At 75.9% G+C, this 7730-nt stretch carries 6 protein-coding genes and 1 pseudogene; 3 read left to right on the plus strand and 4 right to left on the minus strand.

Annotated elements, in window-relative coordinates:
• The first annotated feature begins 44 nt into the window (after nucleotides 1–44).
• Both AB2L27_RS06135 and AB2L27_RS06140 read left to right on the plus strand, forming a co-directional pair.
• Complete coding sequence (locus AB2L27_RS06135) at nucleotides 45–1631, plus strand: SDR family oxidoreductase (RefSeq protein WP_370440587.1); 1587 nt, start codon at nucleotides 45–47, stop codon at nucleotides 1629–1631.
• Between the two features lie 35 nt (nucleotides 1632–1666).
• The gene (locus AB2L27_RS06140; RefSeq protein ID WP_370440601.1) at nucleotides 1667–2077 is read left to right on the plus strand and encodes a globin; all 411 of its coding nucleotides are present in this window, start codon (nucleotides 1667–1669) and stop codon (nucleotides 2075–2077) included.
• Nucleotides 2078–2085: 8 nt separating this feature from the next.
• Here AB2L27_RS06140 and egtC read toward each other — a convergent pair whose 3' ends face one another.
• From egtC to AB2L27_RS06160, 4 genes are all read right to left on the minus strand, one after another.
• Nucleotides 2086–2775: an ergothioneine biosynthesis protein EgtC gene (gene egtC / locus AB2L27_RS06145; protein ID WP_370440588.1), complete on the minus strand. Its 690-nt coding sequence runs from the start codon at nucleotides 2773–2775 to the stop codon at nucleotides 2086–2088.
• A gap of 2 nt (nucleotides 2776–2777) precedes the next feature.
• Complete coding sequence (egtB, locus tag AB2L27_RS06150; RefSeq protein ID WP_370440602.1) at nucleotides 2778–4100, minus strand: ergothioneine biosynthesis protein EgtB; 1323 nt, start codon at nucleotides 4098–4100, stop codon at nucleotides 2778–2780.
• Between the two features lie 5 nt (nucleotides 4101–4105).
• Nucleotides 4106–5362 carry a glutamate-cysteine ligase family protein gene (locus tag AB2L27_RS06155; protein ID WP_370440589.1) on the minus strand — a complete coding sequence of 419 codons (1257 nt, stop codon included), beginning with the start codon at nucleotides 5360–5362 and terminating at the stop codon, nucleotides 4106–4108.
• A gap of 117 nt (nucleotides 5363–5479) precedes the next feature.
• Nucleotides 5480–7018: a helix-turn-helix domain-containing protein gene (locus AB2L27_RS06160; RefSeq protein WP_370440590.1), complete on the minus strand. Its 1539-nt coding sequence runs from the start codon at nucleotides 7016–7018 to the stop codon at nucleotides 5480–5482.
• 243 nt (nucleotides 7019–7261) lie between these two features.
• Here AB2L27_RS06160 and AB2L27_RS06165 point away from each other — a divergent pair.
• A pseudogene (locus AB2L27_RS06165) lies at nucleotides 7262–7730 on the plus strand (phosphoenolpyruvate carboxykinase (GTP)); the annotation flags it as partial.

The raw sequence follows: 7730 nt of genomic DNA on the forward strand, positions 1-7730 counted from the left end.
GAGTCGGCTCGCGCGCCGGGGCACCCGCTCCGAGACTGGTCGCCATGAGCGAGCCCTCCTCCGACGAGCACCGCCCCTCCCCCGACGACGTCCTGGCCGGGAACGGGCGGCTGGCCCTGGTGACGGGGGTCACGGGGTACATCGGCGGCCGGCTCGTGCCCGAGCTGCTGCAGGCCGGGTTCCGCGTGCGCGCCCTGGCCCGCCGGCCCGAGCGGTTGCGCGACCGGCCGTGGATCGACGACGTCGAGGTGGTGGCGGCCGACGCCTCCGACCGCGACCAGGTGGCCGCGGCCATGGAGGGCGTCGACGTCGCCTACTACCTGATCCACGCCATGAGCGGGGGCTCTTCGTTCGCGGCGAAGGACCGGCGCACGGCCCGCACGTTCGCGCGGGCGGCGGCCGACCAGGGGGTGCGGCGGATCGTCTACCTCGGCGGGCTGCACCCGGAGGACGAGGACCTGTCGACGCACCTGGAGTCGCGCCGGGAGGTCGGGGAGATCCTGCTGGACGCCCCGGTCCCGGCGACGGTGCTGCAGGCGGCGGTCATCCTCGGCTCGGGCTCGGCCAGCTTCGAGATGATGCGGTACCTCACCGAGCGCCTGCCCGTCATGGTGTGCCCGGCGTGGGTCTACAACCGCATCCAGCCCATCGCCGTGCGCGACGTCCTGCGCTACCTCGTGGGCTCGGCCTCGATGCCCGAGGACGTGAACCGGACCTTCGACGTCGGCGGTCCCGACGTCGTGACGTACCTGGACATGATGCGCGGGTACGCCGAGGTGGCGGGCCTGCCCAAGCGGCACGTCCTGCCGGTGAAGGTCATGTCCCCGCGCCTGTCCAGCCACTGGGTCGGCACGATCACCCCCGTGCCCGGGTCCATCGCCCGCCCGCTGGTGGAGAGCCTGGTCCACGAGGTCGTGTGCAAGGAGAAGGACGTCGAGCGCTACGTCCCCGACCCCCCGCAGGGCCTGACCCCGTTCCGCCGCGCGCTCCAGCTCGCCCTGACGCGCATCCAGGAGGCCGACGTGACGACGCGCTGGAGCTCGGCGTCGGTGCCCGGGGCCCCCAGCGACCCGCTGCCGACCGACCCGGACTGGGCCGGCGGCAACCTCTACGTCGACGAGCGCACGACCGTCGTGGACGCCTCCCCGCGCGAGCTGTGGCAGGTGCTGGAGGGCATCGGCGGTGAGCAGGGCTGGTACTCCTGGCCGATGGCCTGGGCGGTGCGCGGGGTGATGGACCGGTTCTCCGGGGGGCCGGGGCTGCGCCGGGGCCGACGTGACCCGCGGCACCTCATGGTCGGCGACGCGGTCGACTGGTGGCGCGTGGAGGAGCGCCACCAGGACGAGCTGCTGCGCCTGCGCGCGGAGATGAAGCTGCCCGGCCTGGCCTGGCTCGATCTGCGCGTGGGCCGGGACCCGGTGGGGCGCACGCTGTTCCAGCAGCGGGCCCTGTTCCACCCCAAGGGCCTGGCCGGTCAGGCGTACTGGGCGGCCATCAGCCCGTTCCACGGCGTCGTCTTCGGGGGCATGCAGCAGAACGTCAAGGAGGCCGCCGAGGCCCTGGCCCGCCGGCACGCGGACGACGCCCCGGAGTCGGCCGACGTGCGCCCGGGGGCGACACTGGTGCGGTGAGCCCCGACCTGCCGTTCGTCCGCCCGCAGAACCTCATCGGGCGCACGCCCGCGGGGCCGGACGGTGGGACGCGGACCTTCTACGACGAGGTGGGCGGGCACGAGACGTTCGTCCGCCTCGTCGACGTGTTCTACGACGGGGTCGGCACCGACGACGTGCTGCGGCCCATGTACCCCGAGGCCGACCTCGGCCCGGCCAAGGAGCGCCTGCTGCTGTTCCTGGAACAGTACTGGGGTGGTCCGACGACGTACTCCGAGCAGCGCGGTCACCCGCGGCTGCGGATGCGGCACGCGCCGTTCAAGGTCAACCCCGACGCGCGGGACCGCTGGCTGCGGCACATGCGCGCCGCGGTGGAGTCGCTGGGGCTGCCGCCCGCGCAGGAGGGGGTCCTGTGGGACTACCTCGACCGCGCGGCGCACAGCATGCTGAACACCTTCGAGGACTGAGCGCGTCGTCACAGCGGGCTGACGCGCACCCCCGCCGCGTCGGCCTCGACGAGGGAACGGTCCGGCACGTCCTCCCAGCGGGGGTCGTCGTCGTGGGGTTCGCTGGCCACGACGACCCCGTCGTCGGTGCGCAGGACGCTGAGGGTGTCCCCCCAGGCCGTCGCGACGAGCCGGGTGCCGTCGGCGGCCAGGACGTTCAGGCGCGCGGTGGGGTCGGCCTCCCCCGCGGCGCGCACGCGCGGCCCGATCTCCTCGGGGGCCTGCAGCAGCCAGGCGGCCAGCACGGCGGAGTCGCACACGGACTCCGCCACCGGCCAGGCGTCCGCGGGCAGCACGGACCGGTCGAGGCGGCCGTTGTGCGACAGCGCCCAGGCGCCGGCGACGAACGGCGCGCAGGCCGTCTCGTCCGCCGGCATCCCCACGGTGGCGTCCCGGACCGCGCCCAGCACGCAGCCCGAGGCCACGTGCGGGGCGACGGAGGCGAGCGAGGCGTCGGCCCACAGCGGGGCCGCGCGACGCCACCGGGCGGGGCCGGGACCGGCGCCGGTCCACCAGGCGGCGCCCCAGCCGTCGGCGTTGACCGTCCCGTGCCGCTGCCGCCGCGGGGCCCAGCTCTGCTGCAGCAGACCGTGCGGGCGTTCCAGCAGCAGGTCGGCCAGGGTCCGCTCAGCCCCCAGCCACGCCGTGTGCCGGCACACGCTCAGGCGTCCCAGGCCAGGCGGACGCCGGTGAAGATCTGCCGGCGCACCGGCCAGTCCCAGTTCCGGAACGAGGGGCGCACCGAGACGGGCGTGCTGGCCCAGGACCCCCCGCGCAGCACGCGGTAGCCGCCGCCGAAGAACGGTGCGGAGTAGGTGTCGTAGAGCATCGGGGAGAACCCCGGCCACGGCGCGAACTCCGAGGACGTCCACTCCCACACGTCCCCCATGAGCTGCTCGACGCCGTAGGCGCTGGCCCCGGCCGGGTACGCCCCGACCTGCGCGGGCCCGAGCGCGTCGCCCCCGAGGTTGGCGCGCTCGGGCGTCGGCGCCTCCTGCCCCCACGGCCAGCGGCGCCGCCGGCCCAGGGCCGGGTCCCAGGCGCACGCCTTCTCCCACTCGACCTCACTGGGCAGCCGCGCCCCGGCCCACCGCGCGAACGCCTCCGCCTCGTGGCAGTCCACGTGCTGCACGGGCGCGGCCGGGTCGAGGGCCACCTCGGTGGCGAACCGCCGCTGCGTCCAGCCGCCGGCGCCGTCGCGGGCCCAGCCGAGCGGGGTCGTGATGCCCTCGGCCCGCCGGTGCGCCCAGCCCTGCCGGGTCCAGTGCCGCGGGTCGTCGTACCCGCCGTCCTCGACGAAGGCGGCCCACTCCCCGTTCGTCACCGGCACCCGGCCGATGCGGAAGGCCGGGACGTGGACGCGGTGCTGCGGGTGCTCGTTGTCCAGAGCCCAGGGCTCCTGCGCCGGGTCGACGCCGAGCAGGAACTCCCCCGCGGGCACGAGGACGGGCTCGGCGGGCACGACCCGCCCCGGCGGGGTCGGCGCGGCCGCGAGCAGCGGGTCCCCCGAGCGCAGGTTGTGCGTGGCGAACATCGTCTCGTCGTGCTGGTGCTCGTGCTGGGCGACCATGGCCACGGCGAAGGCGGCCTGCTCCGGGTCGCGGGCCCGCACGCGCGCGACGCGGTCCAGGACGCGGTTGCGCACGTCGGCCACGGCCCGCCGGGACTGCCCCGGGTCCAGCAGCGGCAGCTGCGTCCGCGTGGCGCGGGGGTGCTCGGCGGCGTCGTAGAGGCAGGCGATGGTCGGGTGGAAGACGGGCGTCCGGTCGGCCCCGGCGCCCTGCTGCAGGAGCCACAGCTCCTCCTGCTGGCCGATGTGGGCCAGGTCCCACACGAGCGGGCTCATGAGCCGGGAGTGCTGGACGGTCAGCTCGGCGTCGGCGGCGTCCGTGAGGCGGGCCGTCGTGCGGCGGCCGGACTGCAGGGCGGCGACGGCGCCGCCGAGGGAGGTGTCGGGGGTCTGGTCGGGGGTGTGGTCGTCCAGGGTGGTCACCGGAGCTCCTCGGCGGTCAGGCAGGCGTCGGGTCCGTCGGCGCGGAACCGGTCGGTCACGAGGTCGGCGGGGCTCCCCCCGGCCGCCAGCAGGTCGCTCCACGTCTGGACCGCGGGACGCAGGGTGGGGTCGACCCGGGCGGCGGCCGCGTCCAGGACACCGAGCCCGGCCCGGCGCAGCGCGGGGTCGCCCAGCCCGTGCCGGACGGCGTCGGCCCCGCGGTGGGCCACCGGGTCGGCGGCCGCGGCGGCGGCGTCGGCGGCCACCGGGTCGTCGACGACGGTCGCGACGACGGCGGCCAGGCCCGGGCGCAGCGCCGCCGGGACGGCGTCGAGGAACCGCAGTTCGGCGAACCCCCGCAGCCGCACGGGCGGCCACAGCGTCGTCAGGTGCGCCTCGACGTCCTCGGTGCCGGGGCGGCGTCCGTCGAGCAGGACCTCCCCCGCGGCCCAGTCGCCGAACGGGACGTGCGCGCGGACGGGCTCGAACTCCCCCGACGCCTGCGCCCGGACGAACATGACGGGGGCCGCGACGGCGAACTCCGTCCACTCCGCCACCGGGTCGCTCCCGGCCCCGCCCGCCCGGCAGCGGCCGGGTTCCAGCCGGCCCCACACCGCCTGGCGCCCGCAGGCGGCGCCGGTGGGGGCACCGGCGCGCAGCGGGGACGTGGCGGCCAGCGCGAGGAGGACGGGCGTGAGCCGGCGCACGTGCTCGAGCCGGTCGGCCCAGCCCGCGGCGGGACCGGCGTCCAGGTTGACCTGCAGGGAAGCCGTCGAGGCCATCATCGCGGCCCCGTCGAGGTGGTGGCCGACGGCGTCGAAGTGCGCCTCCATCGCCCGGTACCGCGAGCCGGGGTGCACCCGCGCGGGGGGCCGGACGGGGTCCAGGCCGGTGGCCAGCGCGACCAGCCCGTCGGAGGCGAGCAGCGCGTCGACGGCGGCCGCGTCCTGCTCCAGGACGGCGACGGTGCCGACGAGGTCGCCGGGTGGGGTGGACAGCTCCACCTGCCCGCCGGGTTCCAGGGTCAGCCGCGACCCGCCGGGCGGGGCGAACCCGGCCACGAGGGAGGTCAGCCGGTCCCAGGTCACCCGCCGGCGCGGGGCGTGCACGTCCACGACGTGGCGTTCGAGCTCCAGCCCGACCGTGCCGGTGCCCGAGGGTCGCAGGGCGCTGGCGGCGACGTGGGCGCGCAGGTCCTCCGGCGAGGCGGGGGGCCCGGCCGCGGGGACGGCGGGGGGAACGGTGAGGGACACGGTGGCGCAACCCCTTCCAGGTCCGGACCGGTCGGGAGACCGCGGGTCGGCGTGGGGCCAGGTCCTGGCCTCGCGCTCACCCTCGCACGCGGTCCCGGACGCCGCACCCGGGGTCCGTCAGTCCCCCGCGCCCCGGTCCGCCGGGCCCTCGGGGCGCGGGGCGTGGGAGGTGAGGAAGGAGTAGACCTCCAGGTCGTCGACCCCGGGGAAGCGACCCGAGGGCAGCGGCGCCAGGGTCTGGGCGTGCAGCCGGGCGCTGGGCCAGGCGTGCTCGGCCCACCGTTCGGCCATCCCCGCCGGCGGCCGACGGCAGCAGGCCGCCTCCGGGCAGGTGCTCCGGGTCCGCACCCGGGTGTCGCGGCCGCGGAACCACTTCGCGTGCGCGTACGGCACGCCGACGGTGATGGAGAACCCGCCGTCGTCGCTGGTGCCGGTCTGGCTGGAGCACCAGAACGTCCCGGCCGGGGTGTCGGTGTACTGGTAGTTCTCCGTCGTGCGGTTGCGCACGTCGAACACCGTGCGGGCCGTCCACTTCCGGCACACCGGCTGCCCCTCGATGGCCCCGGAGGAGTCCTCGGGGAAGGGGACGCCGTCGTTCTCGTACCCGCGGTACAGCGCCCCGTCGTCCCCGACGCGCAGGAAGTGCACGGGGATCCCGAGGTGGGAGGTCAGCAGGTTCGTCAGCCGGTGCGCGGCGGCCTCGTGGGTGACGCCGAACGCGTCGCGGAAGTCCTCCACGGCCAGGTCCTTGTCGGCCTTGGCCGCCGAGAGGAACTCCACCGCGGCGCTGCGCGGGAGCAGGCAGCAGGCGGCGAAGTAGTTGATCTCCAGCCGCTGGCGCAGGAACTGCGTGTAGCTGGCGGGACGCTCGTGCTCCAGCACGCGGTGGGCGATCGCCTGCAGGGCCAGGGACCGCAACCCGTGGCCACCGGGGATCGAGGCGGGCGGGAGGTAGATGCGCCCGTGGGCCAGGTCGGTGACCGTGCGGGTGGAGTGCGGCAGGTCGTCGACGTGGATGATGCTGAACCCGAGGTCGGCGGCCATCCGCGCCACCTGCCGGTGGGTCAGGGCCCCCACGGTGTACCCGGCCGAGCGGACGAGGTCCTCGGCGACCTCCTCGATCTCGGGCAGGTGGTTGTCCACGGCCCGCATCAGCAGCCGGATCTCGGTGTTGGCCCGTCGCGCCTCCTCCGGGGTGGCGTTGGAGGCGTCGTGCCGGCGGGCCAGTTCCCGGTGCAGTTCGACCAGCGCTTCCAGGGCGTCGGTCGGGAGTTTGCGGCTCGAGCGCACCTCGGGCAGCCCCAGCGTCCGGGCGAGCGGGGACCGCTGGGCGTGGTCGAGCTCGATCTCCAGCGCCGCGCGCCGGCTCGGCGGGGGCGCGGGGTCGAGCAGGTCCGAGGGGGAGACCCCGAGGGCGCGGGCGACGGCGGTGATGAGGGACAGGCGGGGTTCGCGCTTGCCGTTCTCCACCTGCGACAACTGGCTCTGGGCGGCCCCGACCTCCTCGCCGAGCTGGGCCAGCGTCCACCCCTTCGCCTGCCGGTGGTGCCGGATCCGGCGGCCGACGGTGAGGGCGTCCAGGCCCGTCTCCGGCACCGGCGGGGCGATGGCGGGATCGGTGAGCGGTTCGAGCGCAGCGACGCGCAGCGGAGCCATGCGGTTCACGGTAGGTGAAGAACGCCGCATCTTCACCCCTCTTCACCGTTGTCCGGGGGTTGCGTACGCCACATTCTTGGAAGACGAACCGCAGCCGACACCGCTCCCGAATGGAGGCACGCCGACGTGACCATCGAACTGACGCGCGACGTCCCCGCCCAGCCGACGGAGGCCCCGCGCCCGGCGGGCACGACGACCCTGCTCCCCCCGCAGGAGACCCGTCGCGGGTCCGCCGGCCTGTCCGTGGACCACCCGGACGCCGCGCCCTCGGTCGTGGCCTGGGTCCGCTCGATCGCGGCCCTCACCGAACCGGACGCGGTGGTGTGGTGCGACGGGTCGCAGGAGGAGTACGACCGGCTGACCGCGCAGATGGTGCAGACCGGGACGTTGATCCCGTTGAACCCCGACCTGCGCCCGGGCTCGTTCCTGGCCCGGTCCGCGCCCACGGACGTGGCGCGGGTGGAATCGCGCACGTTCATCGCCTCCCACCGCCGCGAGGACGCCGGTCCGACGAACAACTGGCGGGAGCCGACGGCGTTGCGCGAGGAGCTGGACGGGGTGTTCGCCGGGTCCATGCGCGGGCGGACGATGTACGTGGTGCCGTTCTCGATGGGCCCGGTCGCTGGGCCGATCTCCCAGCTGGGGGTGCAGGTCACCGACTCCCCCTACGCGGTGGTCTCGATGCGGATCATGACCCGGATGGGGGCGCAGG

Source organism: Kineococcus halophytocola, from assembly GCF_041276425.1.
GTDB classification, from domain to species: domain Bacteria; phylum Actinomycetota; class Actinomycetes; order Actinomycetales; family Kineococcaceae; genus Kineococcus; species Kineococcus halophytocola.